Origin of the sequence: Actinomadura sp. NEAU-AAG7, assembly GCF_018603865.1 — a bacterium.
GTDB lineage: Bacteria > Actinomycetota > Actinomycetes > Streptosporangiales > Streptosporangiaceae > Spirillospora > Spirillospora litoris.
Genome location: NZ_JAHFZY010000008.1, coordinates 51,956 through 71,257, shown reverse-complemented (window position 1 = coordinate 71,257; position 19,302 = coordinate 51,956). Strand labels below are relative to the sequence as shown.

General features: G+C 73.4%; 19 protein-coding genes. 10 read left to right on the top strand and 9 right to left on the bottom strand.

The window, feature by feature from the left end; translation table 11 throughout:
• Positions 1–78: 78 nt before the first annotated feature.
• A complete protein-coding gene (locus tag KLI87_RS32570) occupies positions 79–1,734 on the top strand; it encodes a sulfatase-like hydrolase/transferase (RefSeq protein ID WP_214620121.1) in 1,656 nt (551 codons plus the stop codon).
• Here the strand turns inward: KLI87_RS32570 and KLI87_RS32565 are convergent.
• From KLI87_RS32565 to KLI87_RS32545, 5 genes are all read right to left on the bottom strand, one after another.
• The gene (locus tag KLI87_RS32565; protein ID WP_214620120.1) at positions 1,731–2,672 is read right to left on the bottom strand and encodes a helix-turn-helix domain-containing protein; all 942 of its coding nucleotides are present in this window, start codon (positions 2,670–2,672) and stop codon (positions 1,731–1,733) included. The two genes, KLI87_RS32570 and KLI87_RS32565, sit on opposite strands and share 4 nt — an antisense overlap.
• A gap of 57 nt (positions 2,673–2,729) precedes the next feature.
• Complete coding sequence (locus KLI87_RS32560; RefSeq protein WP_214620119.1) at positions 2,730–3,479, bottom strand: SDR family NAD(P)-dependent oxidoreductase; 750 nt, start codon at positions 3,477–3,479, stop codon at positions 2,730–2,732.
• Positions 3,476–4,498 (bottom strand): 2,3-butanediol dehydrogenase, encoded by a 1,023-nt coding sequence (locus tag KLI87_RS41690; protein WP_173390916.1) that lies wholly within the window; start codon positions 4,496–4,498, stop codon positions 3,476–3,478. Before KLI87_RS41690 ends, KLI87_RS32560 begins: the two co-directional genes overlap by 4 nt.
• Positions 4,495–5,766, bottom strand: coding sequence for an MFS transporter (locus tag KLI87_RS32550; RefSeq protein WP_214620118.1), 1,272 nt, complete (start codon positions 5,764–5,766; stop codon positions 4,495–4,497). The genes KLI87_RS41690 and KLI87_RS32550 overlap by 4 nt, the downstream gene beginning before the upstream one ends.
• 73 nt (positions 5,767–5,839) lie before the next feature.
• On the bottom strand, positions 5,840–6,373 hold the full coding sequence (locus tag KLI87_RS32545; protein ID WP_156220110.1) for a 2,4'-dihydroxyacetophenone dioxygenase family protein: 534 nt from the start codon (positions 6,371–6,373) through the stop codon (positions 5,840–5,842).
• A gap of 251 nt (positions 6,374–6,624) precedes the next feature.
• On the opposite strand from KLI87_RS32545, the gene KLI87_RS32540 reads away from it, so the two are divergent.
• Positions 6,625–7,074: a lamin tail domain-containing protein gene (locus tag KLI87_RS32540; protein WP_308166365.1), complete on the top strand. Its 450-nt coding sequence runs from the start codon at positions 6,625–6,627 to the stop codon at positions 7,072–7,074.
• Here the strand turns inward: KLI87_RS32540 and KLI87_RS32535 are convergent.
• Positions 7,071–7,919, bottom strand: a complete 849-nt coding sequence (locus tag KLI87_RS32535) for a helix-turn-helix domain-containing protein (protein ID WP_214620117.1) — start codon at positions 7,917–7,919, stop codon at positions 7,071–7,073. The genes KLI87_RS32540 and KLI87_RS32535 overlap by 4 nt on opposite strands.
• A 102-nt stretch (positions 7,920–8,021) precedes the next feature.
• On the opposite strand from KLI87_RS32535, the gene KLI87_RS32530 reads away from it, so the two are divergent.
• From KLI87_RS32530 to KLI87_RS32515, 4 genes are all read left to right on the top strand, one after another.
• Positions 8,022–8,960 carry an SDR family NAD(P)-dependent oxidoreductase gene (locus KLI87_RS32530; RefSeq protein WP_214620116.1) on the top strand — a complete coding sequence of 313 codons (939 nt, stop codon included), beginning with the start codon at positions 8,022–8,024 and terminating at the stop codon, positions 8,958–8,960.
• Between the two features lie 93 nt (positions 8,961–9,053).
• The gene (locus KLI87_RS32525) at positions 9,054–9,257 is read left to right on the top strand and encodes a hypothetical protein (RefSeq protein WP_214620115.1); all 204 of its coding nucleotides are present in this window, start codon (positions 9,054–9,056) and stop codon (positions 9,255–9,257) included.
• Positions 9,254–9,718 carry a hypothetical protein gene (locus KLI87_RS32520; protein ID WP_214620114.1) on the top strand — a complete coding sequence of 155 codons (465 nt, stop codon included), beginning with the start codon at positions 9,254–9,256 and terminating at the stop codon, positions 9,716–9,718. The genes KLI87_RS32525 and KLI87_RS32520 overlap by 4 nt, the downstream gene beginning before the upstream one ends.
• Positions 9,715–10,392 carry a DUF6084 family protein gene (locus tag KLI87_RS32515; RefSeq protein WP_156220114.1) on the top strand — a complete coding sequence of 226 codons (678 nt, stop codon included), beginning with the start codon at positions 9,715–9,717 and terminating at the stop codon, positions 10,390–10,392. The genes KLI87_RS32520 and KLI87_RS32515 overlap by 4 nt, the downstream gene beginning before the upstream one ends.
• A gap of 28 nt (positions 10,393–10,420) precedes the next feature.
• Here KLI87_RS32515 and KLI87_RS32510 read toward each other — a convergent pair whose 3' ends face one another.
• Positions 10,421–11,839, bottom strand: a complete 1,419-nt coding sequence (locus tag KLI87_RS32510; RefSeq protein WP_156220115.1) for a nucleotide disphospho-sugar-binding domain-containing protein — start codon at positions 11,837–11,839, stop codon at positions 10,421–10,423.
• A 153-nt stretch (positions 11,840–11,992) separates the two neighbouring features.
• Positions 11,993–14,113: an MMPL family transporter gene (locus tag KLI87_RS32505; protein WP_214620113.1), complete on the bottom strand. Its 2,121-nt coding sequence runs from the start codon at positions 14,111–14,113 to the stop codon at positions 11,993–11,995.
• 174 nt (positions 14,114–14,287) lie between these two features.
• Between KLI87_RS32505 and KLI87_RS32500 the strand changes: the two genes are divergently transcribed.
• The gene (locus tag KLI87_RS32500) at positions 14,288–15,070 is read left to right on the top strand and encodes an SDR family NAD(P)-dependent oxidoreductase (RefSeq protein ID WP_214620112.1); all 783 of its coding nucleotides are present in this window, start codon (positions 14,288–14,290) and stop codon (positions 15,068–15,070) included.
• Positions 15,071–15,154: 84 nt separating this feature from the next.
• On the opposite strand, the gene KLI87_RS32495 is transcribed toward KLI87_RS32500, so the two are convergent.
• Positions 15,155–15,541: a VOC family protein gene (locus KLI87_RS32495; RefSeq protein ID WP_156220118.1), complete on the bottom strand. Its 387-nt coding sequence runs from the start codon at positions 15,539–15,541 to the stop codon at positions 15,155–15,157.
• 362 nt (positions 15,542–15,903) lie between these two features.
• On the opposite strand from KLI87_RS32495, the gene KLI87_RS32490 reads away from it, so the two are divergent.
• Genes KLI87_RS32490 through KLI87_RS32480 form a run of 3 tightly spaced genes read left to right on the top strand, consistent with a single transcriptional unit; the run spans position 15,904 to position 19,268 of the window.
• Positions 15,904–16,656: a hypothetical protein gene (locus tag KLI87_RS32490; RefSeq protein WP_214620111.1), complete on the top strand. Its 753-nt coding sequence runs from the start codon at positions 15,904–15,906 to the stop codon at positions 16,654–16,656.
• Complete coding sequence (locus KLI87_RS32485) at positions 16,653–17,960, top strand: RCC1 domain-containing protein (protein WP_214620110.1); 1,308 nt, start codon at positions 16,653–16,655, stop codon at positions 17,958–17,960. Before KLI87_RS32490 ends, KLI87_RS32485 begins: the two co-directional genes overlap by 4 nt.
• Before the next feature lie 57 nt (positions 17,961–18,017).
• Entirely contained in the window at positions 18,018–19,268 is a 1,251-nt protein-coding gene (locus KLI87_RS32480) for a cation:proton antiporter (RefSeq protein ID WP_214620109.1), read from the top strand.
• Positions 19,269–19,302 lie beyond the last annotated feature (34 nt).

Here is a 19,302-nt window from a genome sequence, read left to right as displayed (position 1 = left end):
ATATCCGGGTGAACCGGATGCGGGCTCCGCACGTTCAAGAGAGGGTAAGGAGGGCGGCGCGGCGCGGCGGGGGGCTCGGTGACGACGACGGACGACGGCCTGGACGCCGGGCCGGAGACGGCGGAGGTCGCCCCCGCACATGGACAGGCGCGCCGCGTCCTCGGGTGGGTCGTCACCGGTCTGGCGTGCGCGCTGGTCCACCTCGCCCTGGTCGTCCCGGACGAGTTCGCGCGGCTGGCGCCCGGGGCGCTCCTACGCGTCCCCGCGGAGGCGGTCGTCGGCGCCGCCGTCCTCGCCGTCCTGCCCGGTCGGGTGCGGACGGCGACGGCGGCGGCCGCCGGGGCCGCGCTCGGGCTGCTGACGATCGTGAAGGTCCTGGACGTGGGGTTCGACGCCGTGCTCGTCCGGCCGTTCGACCTCGTCCTCGACTGGGTGCTGCTCAGGCCCGCCGTCGAGTTCCTGGACGCCTCGCTCGGCCGCGCCGGGGCCGTCGCGGCGGTGATCGGCGTGGTCGCCCTCGCGGTCGCGGTGCCGGTGCTCATGACGCTGTCGGTGCTGCGGCTGGCGCGGCTGGCCGCCGCGCACCGGCGGGAGGCGCTGGCGGGCGCCGGGGTCGCCGGGACGGCGTGGCTGGCCTGCGCGGCGCTCGGCGCGCAGGTCGTCCCGGGCCTGCCGGTGGCCTCCGGCGGCGCGGCCGCCCTCGCCTACGACCACGCCCGCGAGGTCCGGACGAGCCTCCGCGACGAGCGGGTCTTCGCCGCGCAGGCGGCCGTGGACGCCTTCCGCGACACCCCGGGCGACCGGCTGCTGACCGGCCTGCGCGGCAAGGACGTCGTGCTCGCCTTCGTCGAGAGCTACGGTCGCGACGCGATCGAGGACCCCCAGTTCGCCCCGCAGGTCGACGCGGTCCTCGACGCCGGGACCAGGCAGCTCCGCGCCGCGGGGCTCTCGTCCCGCAGCGGCTTCCTGACCTCGCCGACGGCGGGCGGCGGGAGCTGGCTCGCGCACGCGACGCTGCTGTCGGGGCTGTGGATCGACAACCAGCAGCGCTACCGGACGCTCGTCGGCGGCGACCGGCTGACGCTGAACCGGGCGTTCCGGCGGGCGCGGTGGCGGACGGCCGCCGCGATGCCCGCGAACGTCCGCGCCTGGCCGGAGGGCCGCTTCTTCGGCTACGACAAGGTCTACGACTCGCGCAACATCGGCTACCGGGGCCCCCGGTTCAGCTACGCGACCATGCCCGACCAGTTCACGCTCTCGGCGATCCAGCGGTCGGAGCGGACGCGGCCGGAGCCGGTGATGGTCGAGACGGCGCTGGTGTCGAGCCACGCGCCGTGGGCGTCGATCCCGAGGATGGTCGACTGGAGCGCCGTCGGCGACGGGTCGGTCTACCGGCCCATGGTCACCGACGAGAACCCGCCGTGGCCCGCGCACATCCGCACCGAGTACCGCAGGTCGATCGAGTACTCGCTGAACAGCCTGATCTCCTACGCGAAGACCTACGGCGACGAGAACCTGGTGATGGTCTTCCTCGGCGACCACCAGCCCGCCTCCACGATCACCGGGCCGGGCGCCGGACGGGACGTGCCGATCACGATCGTCGCCCGCGACCCCCGCGTCCTGGACAGGATCTCCGGATGGGGCTGGCAGGACGGCCTGCGCCCCGGCCCGAACGCCCCGGTCTGGCCGATGAACGCCTTCCGCGACCGCTTCCTCACGGCCTTCGGCGGTTAGGAGCCGGCGGCGCGGGCCTCGGTGGGGGTGCGGTCGAAGCGGGCGCGGAAGTGGCGGGCGAAGTGGGCCTGGCTGGAGAAGCCCCAGCGGTAGGCGACGTCCGCGATCGTCGTCGCGGCGGCGCCCGGGGCGGTGAGGTCGTCGTGGGCGCGCTGGAGGCGGCGCTCCAGGATGTGCCGGGCGGGGGTGGTCCCGGCGGACTCGAAGATCCGGCCGAGGTGCCGGACCGACACCCCCATCACGCCCGCGACCTGGCCGGGGGTGAGGCAGGCGTCGTGCAGGTGCCGCTCGATGTAGTCCTTGGCGATGATCAGCTGGGTCTGGTAGGCGGCGGGGGCGGGGCGGTCGCCCGAGCGCCCGGCGGCCAGCAGCTTGATCAGGTCCAGGACCGTGCCGCGCGCCCGCTCGCCCGGGTTCTCCAGGACCGACCGCAGCGCCACGACCAGCTCGCCCTCGCGGGCCGTCCCCCGGCCGAACAGCATCGGCGCGGGCACCCCGCCCGCCATGCACGCCTCGACGAACAGCTCGCGCGGGATGTCGACCAGGAACTGCCGCATGGACGAGGAGAACCCGAACAGGTAGGGCCGCCGCGTGTCGTAGACGACGAGGTCGCCCGCGGTGGCCGACAGGCAGCCGTGCTCGTGCAGGAACACCGCCTCGCCCTTGACCAGCAGCGTCGCGAACACCGAGTCCTTCGGGGCGGACCGCGCGACCTCCGGGGTCCGCTCGACGGCGTGCGCGTTGCCGCTGATCTCGGCCAGCCGCACGTCGTCGAGCTGGAAGTTGGCCTGCCGGGCGAGCAGCCCGCGCTCGGAATAGGAGGTGCAGGACAGCCCGACCAGAGCCCTGCGGTTGTACTCCTCCCAGAACCCGATCCGCTCGCGCGGATCGATGTCCTCGGTGGTCGCGTGGCTGGTCATCAGTGCGGGTGCCGGCATGGGGCTCCTTCCCGGGCGCGGGCGGTCCTGAAATAGGAGCCTATGTCGTGTTCGCCGCTATACGGCCAGGTAACCTCCGTCCACCGGAAGGACCGCGCCGGTCATGTAGGACGCGGCGGGCGAGCACAGGAACGCGTTCACGGCGGCGATCTCGCGGGGGCGCCCGTAGCGTCCGAACGGGATTCGGGCGCGGACGGCCTCGGCGGCGGGCGGGTCGTCCAGCAGGCCCCGGGCCAGCGGCGTGACCACGAACCCGGGCGCGACCGCGTTCACCCGCACGCCGTCGGCCGCGTACTCGGCGGCCAGCGACTTGGTGAGCTGGGAGACCGCGCCCTTGCTGGCGCTGTAGGCGGGCCGGTCGCGGCTGCCGGTGAAGGAGAACATCGAGGAGACGTTCACGATCGAGCCGCCGCCCTCGGCGCGCGCGAGCGCGGGCCGCGCGGCCTGGCAGGCGATCATCGTGGCGGTCAGGTTGATCTCCAGGACGCGCCGCCAGCGCTCCAGGTCGTACTCGTCGCGGTCGTGGCTGACGCCCGCGCAGTTGACCAGGACGTCCAGCCGTCCCGCCTCGGAGATCAGCCCGGTCAGGCCGCCGCCGTCCAGCACGTCGTGCTCGACGACGCGGACCGCCGGATGCCCCGGCAGCTCGCCCTCGTCGGCGGGGCGCAGGCCGAGCGCGGTCACCTCGGCGCCCAGCTCGGCGAACAGCACGGCGGTCGCCGCGCCGATCCCCGACGTCCCGCCGGTCACGAACGCCCGCCGCCCGGCGAACAGGCCCGGGGCGAGCCCCTCGGTGTCGTTGGTCATGGCCGCACCAGCACCTTGATCTCCTCCTTGGAGCCCGCGCCCAGCAGGGTCTCGAATCCGCCGCCGACGACGTCGGCGAGCGGGACGGTCGAGGTCACGATCGGGGTGAAGTCCATCCCCTCCTCGGCGACGAGGCGGATCAGCTCGGGGTGGGCGTCCCGGTAGCCGACCGTCCCGATGATCGACTGCTCGTTGTTGACCAGCGCGAACGCGTCGAACTCGAAGATCCCGCCGAGCCCGGCGAGGACCACCCGGCCGCCGCGCCGGGTGGCGGCGAGGCCGTCGCGCAGCGTCCCCTCGGTGCCGACGGCCTCGAAGGCCACGTCGGCGTCCCCGGGCGGCAGGGCCCCGATGCCGACGGTCTCGGACGCGCCGAGCCGCGCCGCCAGCGCGCGCCGCTTCTCCGACGGGTCGGAGGCGGTGATCCGCCCCGCCCCGTACCGGGCGGCGAGCTGGACGATCAGCAGCCCGATCGGCCCGAGCCCGACGACGGCGACGCTCTCGCCGGGGACCAGCCCCGACCGCCGGACGGCGTGCAGCGCGACCGCGGCGGGCTCGAAGACCGCCGCCTGCTCCAGCGAGACGGAGTCCGGGAGCCGGTGCAGCATGTAGGACGGCACGACGGCCCGCTCGGCGAGCCCGCCGTCGCCCATCAGCCCGGCGAACCCGAAGTGGCGGCACAGGTTGTACTCGCCCGCCAGGCAGCGGGCGCACTCGCCGCACCGGTAGTGCGGCTCGACCGCGACCCGGTCGCCGGGGGAGAGGCCCTCCACGCCGGGGCCGACCTCCGCCACCGTCCCGCTGAACTCGTGCCCGAGGGTCAGCGGGGCGCGCCGTCCGGATTCGGGGTGCGGTTCACCGACCGGGATCGCGTGCGGCCCGTCGGCGTACTCGTGCAGGTCGCTGCCGCAGATCCCGCAGTACGCGACCGTGATCGCGACCTCGCCGGGCCCCGGGGGAGCGGACGGGACGTCCTCCACCCGCACGTCCCGGGCCTTGTACCAGACGGCCGCCTTCACGCGGTCACCTCCGTCTTCCCTGAGCGGCGCAGCACCGCGGGCGCGGTCTCGCGGAGCCCGAACGACAGCGCGACCACCAGCGCGGCGCCGCCCGCCGCGATGAACATCGCGGCCTGGAATCCCCAGGTGTCGGACGCCCAGCCCGCCACCAGCGGGCCGAGGAACCCGCCCGCCAGCTCTCCCACGCCCATGATCACGCCGAGCGCGGTGGCCAGCGCCGCCCGCGGGACGGTCTCGGCCGGGATCGTCGCCATGAACAGCGTGAAGCAGCCGAGGCCGGTGTAGGTGAGGATCATCAGGGCGCCCAGCAGCACCGGGCTGCTCACGTACACGACCGCGATCGGGCAGCACACCGCGAGCGCGGTGAACCCGATCAGCGCGGGCCGGCGCCCGATCCGGTCGGAGATCCCCGGGGTCGCGAAGCCCCAGACCACCCAGGCGACGCCGAGGCAGGTCATGACCGCGCTCATCGTGCCCGAGCTCCAGTCCTTCTCGTCCGTGAGGTACTTGGGCGTGAAGGTGATCAGGGTGACGAACCAGGTGAGGTAGCACGGGGCGATCAGCATGCAGATCACCACGTTGCGCAGCTTCAGGACCTCCTTGACCGGCACCTTCGGCGCGGCCTTGGCGGCCTCGACCGCCTCCTCGGGCTCCCGGCCCGCCGGGGGCTTCTCCAGGACGAACTTCGCGATCAGCCCGGCCACGATAAGCCCCGGGATGATCGTGACGAAGAACGCCGTCCGCCAGCCGAACGTGTCGGCCATCCAGACCACCACGACCGGCGCGACGATCCCGCCGAGCAGGCCCGCCGAGGACCCCTGGAGCAGCCCCATGTTCAGGCCGCGCCGCGACTCGCGGGACGCCTCCACCATCAGCGACTGCGACATCGGGAGCACCGCGCCCTCGGCGGTGCCCATCAACGCCCGCGCGGCAAGCAGCCCGATGAACCCGGTCATCAGCCCGGAAGCGGAGGAGAACACCGAGAACAGCAGCACGGCCCCGACGAGGATCGGCTTGCGCCGTCCCAGCCGGTCCGACAGGCTCCCGGCGAACATCCCGGCCAGCGCCCAGGTCAGCGCCAGCACGCCGGACAGGATGCCGAGCTGGGAGTTGGACAGTCCGAAGTCGTCGTCCATGTAGGGCGCGAGGAACGCCAGCGCCTGCCGGTCGAAGAACACGAAGCCGAACGCCAGGAACAGGATGAGCAGCAGCCGGTTCTCGTACCGGTCGGCCGCCCCACGCGCCGTGCGCGTCAGGATCTGGGTCATGTCAGGGTCCAGGTTTTTCTCGGGGGGCCCGGCCTGGGCCGGCGCCCCAGGGCCCATGTTCAGCGGACGGTCGTCAGCGGAACAGCGAGTTGACGTAGTCCGCGCCCAGCCCGACCTTCTCGTAGTGCTTGCGGCACATGTCGATGTAGTCGTGGACGTCGAAGAAGCCCTCGGTCTCGCCGTTCTCGTCCAGCCAGATCAGCGGGCCCTTGACGATGAACAGCGTCTTCATCGGCTCCTCGTGCTCGTAGGCGACGAGCGTGTGGCCCTCGCCCGGGGCCTCGTAGACGAAGTCGCCCGCGGTGGCGGTCCAGGGCCGCTCCAGGTAGCCCCACTTGCCGGAGATCGTGTAGGCGAACACCTCGTGCGGGTGGTAGTGCCGGTTGACGAGCCCGGCCTCCTTGGACCGCAGGATGTCGGACCAGGTGTTGTCCTTGACGTTGATCCACAGCGGCCGGGACCCGACCGTGTCGGTGAACGGCACGTAGTACCGGTCGTCGTCGGTCGCGACGTTGGACAGGTACACCTCGGGCAGCGCGTCGGGCTTGAACGAGTTCTCGATCGGCTTGAGGTTCTTCCAGAACTCAGAACCAGGGGTTTCGGGCATGTGAACGGCTCCTCTCGTTGCGGCGAGTGAACCCCGTTCTGCCGGTCCCCGTCTTTCGTGTGGCAGACGCCACGGTTTGCACATCCAAGACATGACCCGCCCCTGACCGGACGCCGCATGATCAGCGGCGACGCCCCACCGCCCGCTCCGGTTGCCACGAGGCCCGCACATGGCCATGACCCGCGATAACCCAGGTACCGATCCCCACTTACCGGTACATCTGGGGATCCACTACAGAAGGGACCCACGGGGTGAAGAGAATCGTCGTCATGGGGGCGGTCGCCATCGCCGGAGCGACCGGAGCGGCGCTGCTGGCCGCCGCGCCGGCCGAGGCCGCGAGCGCGGTGCGGATCCACCGCGTCTACTTCGACTCGCCGGGCAAGGACAACCGCTCGAACTCCTCGCTGAACGGGGAGTGGGTGCAGCTCTCCAACACCTCCAGGTCGTCGCGTCAGCTCAGGGGCTACAAGCTGCGGGACAAGACCGGCTACACCTACACCTTCGGGACGTTCACCCTCGGCGGCCGCAAGTCGGTCTACATCCACACGGGCAAGGGCCGCAACAGCGCGACCCACCGCTACTGGGGCCGGACGAGCTACGTCTGGAACAACAACGGTGACACCGCCTACCTCCGCTACCCGAACGGCAGCACGGCCGACTCGTGCTCGTGGGGGAGCAAGGGGTCCAGCAAGTACTGCTAGCGGGCGGTGCGCCCCGTCCCCGCGGCCATGGACAGCAGCGCCAGGGCGTCGTGGGACGGGGTGCCGGGCCACGCCTGGTAGACCGTGACGCGCTGTCCGGTACCGGTGAGGCGGAGGGACTCCACCTGGAGGGTCAGCTCTCCCACCTCGGGATGGCGGAAGGTCTTCTCCTCGCCGCGCCGGTGCCGGACGTCGTAGCGCCGCCACAGGGCCGCGAACTCCGGGCTCCGCCCGTCCAACTCGTCCACTAGGGCGGCCAGGTCGGGGGCGTCGGGGTCGGCCGCGGCGACCCCGCGCAGGTTCGCCACGCACCCGGCGGCCGAGCGGTCCCAGTCGGCGAGGAGGCGGCGCGCCGCCGGATGCAGGAAGACGTACCTGACGGTGTTGCGCCGCTCCTCCGGCCAGTCGGCCAGGCCCGCGTAGAGCGCGAGGGCCTCCGGGTTGGCCGCCAGGACGTCGCCGGTCCGCGACAGCGCGTAGGCGGGGCACGGGCGGAGGTTCTCCAGCAGCAGCCGCACCGCCGGGCGGACGGCCGGGTCGGCGGCGCCGCGTCCGGGCGGCGTCCGGCGGGCCGCGTGGTCGGCCAGCGCGTAGAGGTGGGCGTGCTCCTCCTCGTCCAGCCGCAGCGCGCGGGCCAGCGCGTCCAGGACGGCCCCGCTCGGATTGGTCTCCTTGCCCTGTTCGAGCCGGATGTAGTAGTCGATGCTCACCCCGGAGAGCGCCGCCAGCTCCTCGCGGCGCAGGCCGGGCGTCCGCCGCGCGCCTGGACCCGGCGGCAGCCCCACCTCGGACGGCCGGACACGGGCACGGCGGGCGCGCAGGAACACGCCGAGCTCACTCGACACCGCACCAGTGTCCCAGCACCGCCCCGCGCGCGGGTGACCCTGTCACTGCCAGGAACGCGGGGGTGCTCACACCCCGGCGCCGGGTGGGCCAGCCTCGGCGGCATGACCTTTACGACCTTCGGGGCGGACTCCACCGCCATGGACGTGATCGCCGGGCACGACCTGTCCGGCAAGGAGGCGGTCGTGACGGGCGGGGCGTCCGGCCTCGGCCTGGAGACGGCCCGCGCCCTCGCCACCGCCGGCGCCCGCGTCGTGCTCGCGGCCCGCAACCCCGGCGCGGGCGAGGCCGCCGCGGCGAGGCTGCGCGCGGAGACCGGCGGCGAGGTGGTGTTCCGCCCGCTGGACCTCGGCTCCCTCGCCTCCGTCACCGGCTGGGCCCGCCGCCACGTCGAGACCGGCAGGCCGCTGCACCTCCTGGTCGCCAACGCGGGGATCATGGCCACGCCCCTGACCAGGACCGCCGACGGGTTCGAGTCCCAGTTCGGCGTCAACCACCTCGGCCACTTCGCGTTCACGGCCGGCCTGCTGCCCGCCCTCCGCGCCGCCGGGGGAGCGCGCGTGGTGGTGCTGTCCTCGCGCGCGCACCGCCGCGGCGACGTCGACCTCGACGACCCCAACTACGAGCGCGGCCCCTACGACCCCTGGCAGGCCTACGGCCGGTCCAAGACCGCCAACGCCCTGTTCGCCGTCGGCCTCACCGCCCGCCAAGCGGCCGAGGGGATCACCGCCAACGCGGTGATGCCCGGCGCGATCATGACGGGCCTCCAGCGGCACATCCCCCGCCAGGAGCTGGCGGACATGGGCTGGTCGGGCGTGCTCGACCCGCGCGGCTGGAAGACCCCGGAGCAGGGCGCGGCCACCTCGGTCTGGGCCGCCGTGGCCCCCGAGCTGGACGGCGTCGGCGGCAGATACCTCGAAGACTGCGCCATCGGCACCCCCTGGACCGGCCCCGGCGACCCCCCGACCGGCCACTACCTCCCCTACGCCCTGGACCCGGGCACCGCCGACCGCCTCTGGGCCCTCTCCGAGCGCCTCACCTGAGATCGCGGGGTGTTTTACGGGGTTTCCGCTGGGCAGGGGGAGATCGACCCCCCCGAAGACGGAGACGCCGACCTGTCCGGTGGGAGGGGATCGATGGCGAGCGCCGCGCCGACGGCGTCCGGGGTGGACGAGGGGAGCACCCTGTGGACGTCCGAGCGAACGAGGCACGACGGGGAGGCGGCCGCGGACGCCCCGCCGGGCCCGGCGCCGCGCGCTGAGCGCGCCGGGGGCGACCCGCCGGGCGTCCTGCTCTCCTACGGGCCGTTCGTCCGCGCGATGCGTTCGATCACGCGATGAGCTGGGACGACGCGCGGGTCCGCGAGCACGTACAGGACCTTGAGGGGCTGCTCGGACGGCTGGACGCGCAGGCCGCGCGGACCGTCCGGGCCCTCGTGGAGCTGTACGGGGAGGCGCTGGAGCGGGTGCAGCGCATCGCGGCGAACGCGGGCGCGGACGCCGCGCTGACCGGCGACGAGCTGATCCGCCACCTGCTGATGGCGCACGGCCTGCATCCCGACCCGCCGGAGGTGCGGGTCGGGCGGGCGCTCGGCGCGATGGAGGCCTTCCTCGCCGGGCACCGCGCCCGCGCCGAGGTCGCGGGCATCGACGGCGCCGCGGTGGAGCTGGTCGTGGCCGGCGAGGGGGCCGCCGGCGGGGAGGTGCCCGCGCCGGTCGCCGCCGCGGTCGTGCGGGCGGTGCGGGCGGCGGCGCCCGAGCTGGAGCGGGTCGAGGTGCGCTCGGCCGGGCCGCGGCCGTGAGCGCTCCCGACCTGGCCCTGGACCTGCTCGGCATCGAGCCCGAGCGGTGCGCGGCGACGCCGACGCTGAACCTGCTGGTCGGGCTGCGGCGCGCGGACGGCGGGCCCGTCCAGTGCGTCCTGCTAACGACGGTGGTGAGCATCGCGGCGGCCCGGCGCGGCTACGACGGGGAGGACCAGGACCGGCTCGCGGGCGTGTTCGGCGCGCCGGAGCTGTGGGACCGGTCGCTGCACGGGCTGACCTGGGCGCGGATCACCGCGACCGTCCCGGCGTTCCGGGGGGCGACGGAGCTGACGCTCGGGCTGCCGTGCGGCCACGACATGCAGGTCGCCGCCGACCAGTACCTGAACGCGCTGCGGGACGGGGACGTGCCGATCGACCTGTCCTTCAGCGGCACGGTCTTCTACCCCGACGCGGACGGCGCGCTGCGCACCGGCCAGATCTCCTGGCACTACCAGGCGACGGGCGAGCTGACGATCGGCCTGTGGCGCGACCTCATGGACCGCTACTACGGCTCGGCCCGCTGGCTGCGCCTGGACGAGGACCGCTTCGACCGGCTCGCCGCCTACCGGGCGCGGCGGGCGCTCGCCTCCTTCGACGACGCCGTGGACGAGCTGCTGCGCGTCGCCGAACCCGAGCGCGGGAGCGGGGGCCGGCGCCGGTGGACGCGGTGACCCCGTCCACCGGCCGGCCGGGCCCTCGTCAGGCGCGTCCGCGGCGCTCGGCGGCCATCCGCTCCAGGACGGGCACGACGTCGGCGGGGCTGGGGGTCGCCAGCCACTGGTCGTAGACCGCCTCGGCGCCCCGCCGGTAGGACTCGTCGGTCGCGACCGCGCGGATCAGCTCCCGCATCTCCTCGACCGACTGGGCCCGGTGGTCCAGCCGGGCGCCCGAGCCCTGCGCGATGACGAAGTTCGAGACGGGCGTCGCCTCGACCTTCTTGGCGGGCAGCTCGAACACCGGCGGCGGGCCGTCGGCCTCCCGGTCCTCCCGCTTGCCGATCTCCAGGCCGGGCAGCAGCGTGCCGGTGCGCGAGGCGTCCTTCTCCTGGACGGGCTTCAGCATCAGCGACTCGCCCTCGATGTCGCACACCAGGTGCGGGACCTTCGCGGGGACCGCCGCCGAGTAGGTCCCGATGCCGCCGTGGTGGATCATCGCCGAGCAGGTCGGCAGCAGGTGGGTCAGGTTCACCCACTCGATCTGCCGGACGTTCTCGGGGATCTTCTCCACGCCGTCGAGCTGGAGGTCGTTCAGCGTGGCCACGACCTCGACGTCCAGGCCGTCCAGCGCCTTCATGATCTTGGGGGTGCGGTCCCAGTCGCCGCGGATGAACCGGCGGGTCGACTCGCCCAGCGACATCGCCACCCGGGGGCGCTCCGGCCGCTCGCGCAGCCACTCCGGGAACTCCTGCGCGCCCGCGTACGGGACGTGCCGCATGTGCACCCGCGTGATGTTGGTGGGGAGCTGCATGCCCTCGGGGATCGAGTCCACCGTGAACTGGCCGAGGAGCAGCTCCCTGTCGACCTCCATGCCGTATTCCGCCGCCAGCGGCGCCATCAGGGTCGCGAGCGGGTTCGGGTCGAGCCCGGCGGCCCTGACCTGCGCCTCGCGCTCGGCGAGCTTCTCCAGGCTGAAGGACAGGACGTCCTCGCCGTTGCCGAGCCGGGCGTGCGCCGCGCCGCAGGCCCGCGCCGCCACCGCGCCGGCCGGGACCGTCACGTCCCACAGCACCAGGTCCGGCTTCCACGCGCGGGCGAAGTCGACGAGGTGCTCCGCCTCGGACCGGTCGACCCGGACGTAGTCCGACATCGGCACGAACAGGTACTGGTAGAAGGTGATCCAGAACTCGCGCTCCCGGTCGTCCAGGCCGAGCGCGCGGGTGTAGCGGTCGACCTCCTCCGGGGTCTTCGGCGGGTTGGCCTCGTCGGTGAGGCGCACCTCGGGGACGTCGGTGTCACCGAGCTGGACGGGGGACAGGCCGGTGCTGATGATCTGCTCGGCGGCGCTGTGGTGCGAGGCGACCCGGACCTCGTGCCCGGCGCTCTGGAGGGCCCACGCGAGCGGCACGACCGGGTAGAGGTGCGCGAGCGAGTTGGGGTAGATGGTGAACAGAACGCGCATCGGATCTCCTTCGGACACTGGCGGTCACGAGCATCGTCCGCCGCGGCGCGCGCCCCGGGCACCTCGTGGATTGCTCAGCGGACCCCCTGGACATCGCTCCGGGGCGGCCTCGTCGTCGAGGCCGCCCCGGAGCACAGGGGGTGAGGAGTGGTTTTAGGTCCGCGGCGCGGGCTCCAGGCTCGCCTCGGCGTCGCGGACGGGGGCGTCCTCGCGTTTCGCGAGCGCGCTCGGCAGCCAGATGCGGCGGCCCATGTCCATCGTCAGCGACGTCACGAGCACCGACCGCACGACGAAGGTGTCGAGCAGGATGCCGAGCGCCACCGCCGTGCCCATCTCGACGAACGAGACGACGGGCACGGTCGTGAGGACGGCGAACGTGGCGGCCAGCACGAGCCCGGCCGAGGTGATCACGCCGCCGGTCGCGGTCAGCCCGGTCAGCGTGGCCTGCCGGGTGCCGTGCTCGCGCGCCTCCTCGCGCACGCGCGTCATGAGGAAGATGTTGTAGTCCACGCCGAGCGACACGAGGAACACGAACACCAGCATCGGGAACGAGGTGTCGGTCCCCGCGAACCCGAACACGCTGTGGAACAGCACCGCGCTCACCCCGATCGCCGCCGCGTACGACAGGACAACGGTGGCGATCAGCACCAGCGGCGCCACCAGCGCCCGCAGCAGCACGACGAGGATCAGCAGGACCGCCGCCAGGACGAGCGGGATCAGCAGCTTGGTGTCGTGGTCGTAGGCGCTGTTGGTGTCCTTGGTCAGCGCGGTCTGGCCGCCGACCCGCGCGTCCGCGCCGTCGACCGCGTGCAGCGCGGTGCGCAGGCGCGAGACCGTCGTCAGCGCGGCGTCGCTGTCGGGCTGCGCCTTGAGCGTGCCCTCCATGTAGACCAGGCCGTCCTTGGTCACCGGGGTGTTGACCGAGGCGATCCCGTCCGAGGAGCTCAGCGTCTGCCGCAGCTCCTGCGCCGCCGCGGCGTTGCCGATCACCACGACGGGCAGGCCCTGCTGCCCCGCCTGGTAGTGCCGGGCGAGGGCCTCCTGGCCGGTCACCGACGGCTGGTCGTTGGTGAACGCGTCCTGCGACTCAAGGCCGGTGTTGTGGAGCTGGAGGTTCCCGAGGGCGAGGACGCCGAGGATGAGCGCGGTGCCGATCCAGACCATGCGCGGGCGCGCCGCGATGCGCGTCCCGATCCGCGCCCACAGCCGGGCGCTGGTGGCCTCCGAGGCGTCCACCCGGGGCTTGACCGGCCAGAAGATCCACCGTCCGAAGATCACCAGCAGGGCGGGCATCAGCGTCAGCGTCACGACCAGGCCGACCGCGATGCCGATCGCCAGCACCGGGCCGAGCCCCTTGGTGTTGTTCATCTGCGCGAACTGGAGGCACAGCAGCCCGACCGAGACCGTGGCCGCGCTCGCGATGATCGCCGGCGCGGCCCGGCGCAGCGCGATCGCCATCGCCTCGTGCCGGTCCTCGTGCCGCGCCAGCTCCTCCCGGTAGCGCGAGAGCAGCAGCAGCGCGTAGTCGGTGCCGGCGCCGAACACCAGCACCAGCAGGAACCCGGTGTCCTGCGCGTTCACGGTCAGCCCGGCGTGCTCGGCCAGCAGGTAGATGAACGCCTGCGAGCTGGTCAGCGCGAGCATCGCGCACAGGAACGGCAGGATCCACAGGACGGGGCTCCGGTAGGCGAACAGCAGGATGATCACGACCGCGAGCACCGTGAACAGCAGCTGCGTCGAGTTGAGCCCCGAGAACGCGTCGGTGGTGTCGGCCAGGTAGCCGCCCTGCCCGGTGATGTGGACCGCGAGCCCGTTCGCGCCGGGGCCCGCCGTGTCGCGCACCCCGTCCACCCGTTTGACGATCTTGGTGGTGCCGTCCGAGCCCATCTGGATCGGCACCACGGTCTGGAGCGCCTTGCCGTCGGCGGACGGCATCGGCCCCACGATCCGGTTGAGGACGCCCTCGTCCTTGGCGAACGCCTGCACGTCCGCGGCGGCCTTGGCCCGGTCGGCCGCCGTGATCCCGGACGCGCGCTCGTAGACCACCACCACCGGCACGTTGTCACCCGGCTGGAACTTCTTCTGCAATTCCAGGACCTTCGTGGCCTCGGCGTTCCCCGGGAGCCACTGGGTGTAGTCGTTGTCCTCGGCGCCCGTGAGCCTGCCGGCCAGCGGCCCGGCCACCGTGATCGTCAGCAGCAGCCAGACCACGAGGACGACCCACTTGCTTCGTCGCCCGCTGACGAACCGGGTGATTCCAAGCGTGCTGTCCATCCGTGCTCCTGACGGTCGAGTGGGCTCCGCGGTCGGCGGTACCTGTATGACGGCACCCCCGCGGAAAACTCACCGCGTCCCCGGATACCGCAGGTCAGCACGGCGGAAACAGCGCGATGAGGTTCACGGCCACCACCCGTCTCAACAGACGGCACACAACCGCTGGAGGAGAACATGATGCTCAACGGCAAGAACGCGGTCATCTACGGGGCCGGTGGCGCGGTCGGCACGGGCATCGCGAAGGCGTTCGCGCGCGAGGGCGCCCACGTCTTCCTCACCGGACGGACGCGGGACAGGCTCGACCGGCTCGCCAAGGAGATCGCCGCCGAGGGCGGCCGGGCCGACGCGGCGGTCGTCGACGCCCTCGACGAGGACGCCGTCGACGCGCACGCCCGCTCCGTCGCGGGCCGGGGCGGCCTGCACATCTCGCTGAACCTGGTCAACCGGGGCGACGCCCAGGGCATGCCCCTCGCCACGATGGCGACGGCCGACTTCACCCGGGCCATCACCAAGGGGATCACCACGACGTTCATCACCTCGCGCGCCGCCGTCCGGCACATGGCCGAGCAGGGCTCCGGCGTGATCCTCGCCTTCAACAGCGGCTCGGCCCACGGCAGCCCGATGATGGGCAGCACAGGCCCCGCGGACGCGGCGATCGACGCCTACATCCGCAACCTGGCCCAGGAGGTGGGGGCGAGCGGCGTCCGCGTCCTCGGCCTGTGGGCGGCGGGCATCCCCGAGACCCTGACACCGGAACTGCTCGGCTCGGTGAACAGCGAGATGCGGGTCGACAGCGCGGCGCTCCGGGGCATCCTCGACAACCTGGACGGCATGCGCATCCTCAAGCGCTCCCCGTCCCTGGCCGAGGTCGCCGAGGTCGCGGTCTTCCTGGCCTCCGACCGCGCGTCCGCGATCACCGGCACCTTCGTCAACGCCACCCAGATGTTCGCCGGCTAGCCGACCGTGCGGTGGTTCCAGGGTCCACGAGACGGGGAGCGGCGTCTCGTGGACCCTGGCCGGCGCCGCGTGCCGGCGGGGGCCTCAGGTGCGGCGGGCCATCTGCTGGAGGGCCCAGCTGTTGCCGTCGGGGTCCGCGAAGTAGGCGTAGGAGACCGTGGGCTTGCCGGGGGCGGACATGTCGTTGATCTCGCTGATCTCCAGGCCGCGGCCGGAGAGTTCGGCGTGCACGGCGCGGATGTCGTCGACGACGAGGTGCAGGTTCTGGATCGAGCCGGGCGGGGTGCCGACCCAGCCGTCGCCGAAGCCGATCGAGCAGGACGAGCCGGGCGGGGTCATCTGCACGATCCGCATGCCGCCGCCGGGCGTGATGTCGTGGTCGAGCTTGAATCCGACTTTCTCGGAGTAGAAAGCGATCGCCCGATCGGTGTCGGATACGGGGATCGGGAGCAGTTCGAGTCTGAGGTCCATGGGCCGGACGTCCTTTCGCCAACGCGATTGTTTTCCTTACACGGACGCGCCGATCCGGTCGGTCGGATCGGCGCCGGCTCAGCAAACCACGTCGTGCCCAGCACTGTCATGCGAACGCGGACCCCGTCTGACTCGTGCCAGTCGGGGGGAATGGCCGGTGTTCGGCGCGCGGTGGCCGGACGTTCTCCTCGCGGTGTCCCGGTGTTCCCGCGTCCCGGGGCGGCCGGAACGGAGGTCGCATTCGGGAAGAAGCGGCACTGACCTCGGGCCACGAGCATGAGTCCTGGATGAGGACCGTATGCGCCGTCGGCCGCGGGCGTGGCGTCCGGTCACCGGCGGCCCCGAACTGAGGGGTTGTGTCCATGAGGGTGCGCCTTCGCGAGTGGGGGTGGGCCGCGTGCGGCGCCGGGGTGGTGGCCGCGGCGCTGGTGGCGGGGGCGCCGCCGGCGTCGGCGTCGCCGGGGGTGCGGCCGACGGTGGTCTCCGGGAGCGTTCCGGAGATCGGCCTCACGGTCGCGGACGGGGCGGCGCTGCGCTGCCCCCGGGGGGTGACGACGTGGTCGCCGATGATCGTGCCGGCCGAGGTGGCGATCGCGCGGGGGGCGCCGAACGGGAGCCTCGACCCGCGCCAGGCCGCGAACATGCCGGACGGCTCGTCCCTGTGGTACCGCTCGCTCGGCGACCTGCGGTCCGGCGGTGCGATGAGGCTCGACGCGCGGTGGACGCGCGACGGCCGGGCCGGCGTCCCGATCACGGCGGCGCTGCGGTCGGGCACCTACCTGTTGGGCGCGCTGTGCGCGAAGCCCGGCGGGGGCCGGTACACCTTCCCGCTCGACGCGAACGGCGACCTGATCGGCGAGTGGAATGTCGTGACGCTCACCTGGGCGGACGGCAATCCGGAAGCGGGGACCTTCCGCTTCGAGCAGCCCGGCACCTCCGCATCCGCCTCCGCGCCCGCGCCGCGAGCCGCCTCCGTGCATACGCAGCACGGCGCTTCGGGTGGTTCGGGCGGGAAGGGCTGGTTCGTGATCGCCGCCGCCGGGCTCCTGGTGCTGGCCGCCCTCGGCGTGACCGGCGCCCGCCTCGGCCGCCGCGCATCCGCGGAGGACAAGTGAGAGGGCCGCGGTCGATCCCGCTTCTGGCGTGGCTGGGGCTCCTGGTGGCCTCGATGTCGTGCGCCCCCGCCCAGGCGGCCGCGGCACCCGGCGCGGTCCCGGCGGGGGAGGAGGTCACCGCGATGGTCGCGGGGGCCGACCACACCTGCGCGCTGTTCGGCGGCAGGACGATGCGGTGCTGGGGCGGGAACCGGCACGGGGAGCTGGGCGACGGGACCACGGTCTCCTCGGCGAGACCCGTCGAGGTCAAGGGGCCGGTGGCGGCGCCCACCACCACGCTCTCGCGCGGCGGGCACACGTGCTCGCTGCTCGGGGACGGGACCGTCCGGTGCTGGGGGAGCAACGGGTACGGGCAGCTCGGGGACGGCACGCGCGCCGACTCCACCCGTCCCGTTCCGGTCAGGGGGCTGACCGGCAAGGTCCGCCTGCTGGCGGTCGGGGACGACCGCACCTGCGTCGCCTACGAGAGCGGCGCCACCTGGTGCTGGGGGCGGGACGGGGGCGGCGGGCCGTCCGGTCCGGCCGAGGTCAGGGGGCTGCCGTCGCCGCCCGCGCAGCTCGTCGCGGGGGCGGCGCACACCTGCGCCGTGCTCAGGGACGGGTCCACCTGGTGCTGGGGGCGGAACGGGGGCGGCGGGCCGTCCTCCGGCGCGCCGGTCGAGGTGAAGGGGCTGCCCTCGGCGCCCGTCCGGCTCACCGCCGGGGACTCCCACACCTGCGCGCTGGTGAAGGACGGCTCGGCCTGGTGCTGGGGCGAGGGGAGGCACGGGCAGCTCGGCACCGGGTCCACGAAGCCCTCGCCGGTGCCCAGGCGGGTCGTCGGCCTGCAACGCGGACCCACGCAGCTCGCGGCGGGCGGCGACCACACCTGCGCGGTGTTCGGCGACAGCACGCTGTGGTGCTGGGGTCGCAACGACTTCGGGCAGCTCGGCGACGGGACGACCGCGGACGCCTCCAGGCCCGTGCGGGTGCGCAACGTGCGGCTCGACCCCGCGCTCCTCGTCGGCGGCGGCCGGCACACCTGCCTCGCCTACCGGGACTCCTCCATCGACTGCTGGGGGCTCAACACCGCCGGTCAGCTCGGCGACGGGACGGTGAAACCCCTCAACCGGACACCGGGCTCGGTCGTTGGCCTGGCCGCCGCACCGGCGCACCATGGTGTGCACCGGCACGAGGCCGCGGCCGCCGCGACGTCCGATCCCGATGACGGGATCCTCGCCGGAAGGGCCGCGGAGATCGGCCTTCTCATTCTCACCGCCGCTGTATTCGCCGCCTTTCTGGCGACGCGGCGACGCCCGAACTAGCGCTCCGAAGGGATTCCCAGAGATGACCGGACGGAACTGACCGTGCGGACGGAAACGGTGACCACCATCGTGGTCGGCGACGTCGCCCTGATCGTGGCGGCGTCCACCCTGCTGGGCGCGGTCGCGCGCCGGCTGGGGCAGCCGACCGTGTTCGGGCAGATCCTCGCCGGGATCGCGCTCGGGCCCACCTTGCTCGGACGATTTCCCGGCGACCCGACGTCCCGCTTCTTCCCCGGGGAGGTGCAGCCATTCCTCACTGTGCTCTCGCAGATCGCCATCGTCGTTTTCATGTTCGTGGCGGGATATGAGATCGACTTTCGACTGCTGCGGCGGGAGGGGCGCAGCGCCCTCACGGTCGGGGTGCTCGCGCTGGTGGCGCCGATGGCGCTGACGCTGGGCGCGCTGTCGCTGTTCGACGGCACGTTCGCGAACGTCGACCCGGACCACGCCGGGACGCGTGCCTTCACGCTGTTCCTGGCGGTCGCGACGTCGATCACCGCGCTTCCCGTGCTCGCCGCGATCGTCCGGGAACGGGGCATCGCGGCCACCGCCCCGGGGACGGTGTCGATGGCCGCCGCGGGGCTCATGGACGCGGCCGCCTGGCTGCTGCTCGCGGCCGCGCTCGCCGGGACCGGCCACGCCTCCGACCGGCCGTGGCAGGTCACGCTGGCGATGCTGATCGTGTTCCTCGCGGTCATGTTCGGGGTGGTGCGGCCGCTGGTGGCGCGCTGGATGGACCGGCCGCGCGCGCTGGCCGCGAACCATCTGCCGCTCGCGCTCGTCCTCGCGCTCACGGCCGCGTGGGCGACCTCGCGGCTCGGCCTGCACCCGGTCTTCGGCGGCTTCGTCGCGGGGCTGGCGATGCCGCGCCGCGACGGGGTGCCCGACGCCGAGATCCTGGAGCCGATGGAGCAGAGCGCGGGCCTGCTGCTGCCGCTGTTCTTCGTCACGACCGGCCTGTCGTTCGACATCGGCACGGTGGACGGCGGCGGCCTCGCGCTGCTGGCGGTGATCCTGGTCGTCGCGATCGGCGGCAAGCTCGTCCCCGGCTACCTCGGCGCCCGCCTCAACGGGCTGCGGCCGCGCGAGTCGGCGGTCGTCGCCGCGCTGGTGAACGCGCGGGGGCTGACCGAGCTGATCGCGCTCAACGTCGCGCTGGAGGCGGGGATCATCAACGCGGAGCTGTTCACGGTCCTCGTGCTGATGGCGCTGGTGACGACGTTCATCACCGGGCCGCTGCTGGCCGTCCTGACGCCGGAGCACAGCGTCCGGACGGCCCCGCCGCTGAAGGCGACCTCGGCCCCCTGAGCGCGGAACGCCTCAGCCGCCGCGCGGGAAGCGC

Excerpts from the sequence above, each read along its gene's own strand:
- KLI87_RS32565 (WP_214620120.1), bottom strand. The coding sequence starts at position 2,672 with ATGCCGGCACCCGCACTGATGACCAGCCACGCGACCACCGAGGACATC.
- KLI87_RS32560 (WP_214620119.1), bottom strand. The coding sequence starts at position 3,479 with ATGACCAACGACACCGAGGGGCTCGCCCCGGGCCTGTTCGCCGGGCGG.
- KLI87_RS32550 (WP_214620118.1), bottom strand. The coding sequence starts at position 5,766 with ATGACCCAGATCCTGACGCGCACGGCGCGTGGGGCGGCCGACCGGTAC.
- KLI87_RS32545 (WP_156220110.1), bottom strand. The coding sequence starts at position 6,373 with ATGCCCGAAACCCCTGGTTCTGAGTTCTGGAAGAACCTCAAGCCGATC.
- KLI87_RS32530 (WP_214620116.1), top strand. The coding sequence starts at position 8,022 with ATGACCTTTACGACCTTCGGGGCGGACTCCACCGCCATGGACGTGATC.
- KLI87_RS32525 (WP_214620115.1), top strand. The coding sequence starts at position 9,054 with ATGGCGAGCGCCGCGCCGACGGCGTCCGGGGTGGACGAGGGGAGCACC.
- KLI87_RS32520 (WP_214620114.1), top strand. The coding sequence starts at position 9,254 with ATGAGCTGGGACGACGCGCGGGTCCGCGAGCACGTACAGGACCTTGAG.
- KLI87_RS32510 (WP_156220115.1), bottom strand. The coding sequence starts at position 11,839 with ATGCGCGTTCTGTTCACCATCTACCCCAACTCGCTCGCGCACCTCTAC.
- KLI87_RS32505 (WP_214620113.1), bottom strand. The coding sequence starts at position 14,113 with ATGGACAGCACGCTTGGAATCACCCGGTTCGTCAGCGGGCGACGAAGC.
- KLI87_RS32500 (WP_214620112.1), top strand. The coding sequence starts at position 14,288 with ATGATGCTCAACGGCAAGAACGCGGTCATCTACGGGGCCGGTGGCGCG.
- KLI87_RS32495 (WP_156220118.1), bottom strand. The coding sequence starts at position 15,541 with ATGGACCTCAGACTCGAACTGCTCCCGATCCCCGTATCCGACACCGAT.
- KLI87_RS32490 (WP_214620111.1), top strand. The coding sequence starts at position 15,904 with ATGAGGGTGCGCCTTCGCGAGTGGGGGTGGGCCGCGTGCGGCGCCGGG.